This is a genomic window from Actinoalloteichus spitiensis RMV-1378 (assembly GCF_000239155.1).
In the GTDB taxonomy this organism is placed as follows: Bacteria; Actinomycetota; Actinomycetes; order Mycobacteriales; family Pseudonocardiaceae; genus Actinoalloteichus_B; species Actinoalloteichus_B spitiensis.
Map to the genome: position 1 here is coordinate 1 of NZ_AGVX02000250.1, position 2323 is coordinate 2323.

Annotated in this window: 2 protein-coding genes and 1 CRISPR repeat array; both genes read right to left on the reverse strand. The window is 71.8% G+C overall.

Features of this window, described 5'->3' with window-relative positions; all coding sequences use genetic code 11:
* Nucleotides 1–92 precede the first annotated feature (92 nt).
* On the reverse strand, nt 93–713 hold the full coding sequence (locus ACTIDRAF_RS0212250; protein WP_016699034.1) for a dihydrofolate reductase family protein: 621 nt from the start codon (nt 711–713) through the stop codon (nt 93–95).
* Complete coding sequence (locus tag ACTIDRAF_RS0212255; RefSeq protein ID WP_016699035.1) at nt 710–1381, reverse strand: winged helix-turn-helix transcriptional regulator; 672 nt, start codon at nt 1379–1381, stop codon at nt 710–712. The genes ACTIDRAF_RS0212250 and ACTIDRAF_RS0212255 overlap by 4 nt, the downstream gene beginning before the upstream one ends.
* Before the next feature lie 239 nt (nt 1382–1620).
* Nucleotides 1621–2259: direct repeats of the CRISPR family, unit length 28 nt; unit sequence GGAACAGCCCCGCGTGCGCGGGGAAGAC.
* The last annotated feature ends 64 nt before the right edge of the window (nt 2260–2323 follow it).

Sequence of the window (2323 nt, forward strand, 5' to 3'; positions counted from 1 at the left end):
GGGCGGGGCCGACCCCCCGCCCCGGCGCGTCACCGTGCTACCCGGTGGTGGCACGGTGGGCTCCCGAAGGAGGCGGGCGCTTGGCCGGCGGGTCAGGCCTCGCGCTCGTCCCGAGGCAGCTGGTAGGTCAGGTGGGTGGCGTTCGGCGTCACCGCGACCGTCGCCTGCGACAGCAGGACGCGCTGGTCGATGTGGGCGAAGAGTGGCGTGCCCGAGCCCATCAACACCGGGGACAGGTGGATGCGGAGCTCGTCGACGAGGTTGAGCGCGAGCGCCTGACCGCAGACGTCCCCGCCACCCATGATCACGGTCTCCCGGTCGCCGGCGACCTCCCGGGCGGCCGCGACGGCCGCTGCCACGCCCTCGGTCACGAAGGTGAAACCGGTCTGGTGCCGGGGGTCCGCCGGGGGCTCGTGGGTCACCACGAAGTTCGGGGGCGCCTGGGACTGGTCCTGCTTGTAGCCGTAGCCGAGGTCGTCCTTCCAACCGGCGGCACCGTCGATCACGTCGAACGTCCGCCGACCCATCACGACGGCCCCGGTCGCCCTGAACGCGGCATCCAACAGCGCGGAGTCCTCCGGCGAGGGTTCCTCCGGCATGACCCAGCGGTGGATCGGCTCACCGCCCTCCCCCAGGCCCTGGTCCGGACCGGCGTTCGGGCCGGTGACGAAACCGTCCAACGACATGGAGATGTCCACGACGACCTTGCTCACGAATGTCCTTCCTCAGGGGGTGGATCGGGGAGAACGAAACAGGACAACAGGGACTCGACGTCCGCGTGCGGACCGCTGACCACGGCGAGCTGGCGGCGCTCGGCGGCCTCAACTGACAGGGAGCCGAACGTCAGGTCTGACAGGACGGCAGGAGGGGCCGCCACGCGTACGGCGGGCGGTCGCGAGTCGGGAGCGGCCCGGGCGATGTGGAACGCGCCCTCCTCGATCCGCGCGTCGAACACGTCCTCACCCATCTCCAGCCGCACCGCGACCGTGCGTCCGGCGGCCAGGGAGGCATCGAAGGTGGTGCGCAGCGCCAACGCGAAGGAGGAGGGGCTGAGGACCTGGGCGGCGAGGTCCACCGGAGTGTGCGCGGCCCACCGCCCGAGGGCGATCAGCACCGGCTCGAGCGCCCGCCCCCAGGCAGTGAGTTCGTAGACCGCGACCGGCGTGGGCGGCGGGAGACGCCGCCGGACCACCACGCCGACCTCGGCAAGCTCCCGCAGCCGGGTGCCCAGGATGTTCGTGCTCACGCCGGGCAGCGCGGCGGCGAGGTCCGAGTACCGCCGTGGCCCGAACACCAGCTCCCGCACGACCGGGAGCGCCCACCGCTCCCCCACCGCATCCAGCGCCCGGGTGATCCCGCACGCGTCCCCGTACGTCCGCATGCTGGCACCGTACAACTCCACACTTGTTTTTCAAGAGCAGAGCCGGGCATGTCGCTACCCAGTCCTCGTGACACCCGGAACGGCAGACGTCAGGACAGGCCGCTCCCGCCAGCGCCCACGCGAGCGTGAATAGCACCACCGCTGGCCACCACCGGCGACAGCGCCCCCGGGCACCAAACCCACCCAACGAGGACCCCCCAGGACCGGGAACAGCGAACGGGGCGGAGTTGGTGCGGTGGGTAACAGCCCCGCGTGCGCGGGGAAGACCCTGACCGGGGGTGCACGGTGAGCGCGCTCGCCGGAACAGCCCCTCGTGCGCGGGGAAGACGTGGACATCTGGCCGCCCGACACTGGCTGGCTGGGAACAGCCCCGCGTGCGCGGGGAAGACCCACGATCCGTCCTCATCGCCCATGTCCTCGGTGGAACAGCCCCGCGTGCGCGGGGAAGACGATGCACCACCGGCCGGGGTGGGCCACCCAGATGGAACAGCCCCGCGTGCGCGGGGAAGACCGCCTGGGTCGCCCACAGAGTGACGACGCCGTACGGAACAGCCCCGCGTGCGCGGGGAAGACTACGTCGAGGCGACCGAGCGGCTCCGCGGTGGCGGAACAGCCCCGCGTGCGCGGGGAAGACGCGGTGCTGGGCCTGTCGCCGTGGGAGTCCCGGGGAACAGCCCCGCGTGCGCGGGGAAGACTGACACCAGCCGTCCACAGTGGACGGCATGGCGGGAACAGCCCCGCGTGCGCGGGGAAGACGGCCCTGATCAGCTGCAACGAAAAGGTCTTCGGGGAACAGCCCCGCGTGCGCGGGGAAGACTCCCATGGTGCATCTCCCTCTCAGGTGTGCTGCGGAACAGCCCCGCGTGCGCGGGGAAGACCGGAGGGCACCGTCATCGGCTGCTGGACCGTACTGGGTTTGTTGGAGGCCCTGCACCCCAGGAA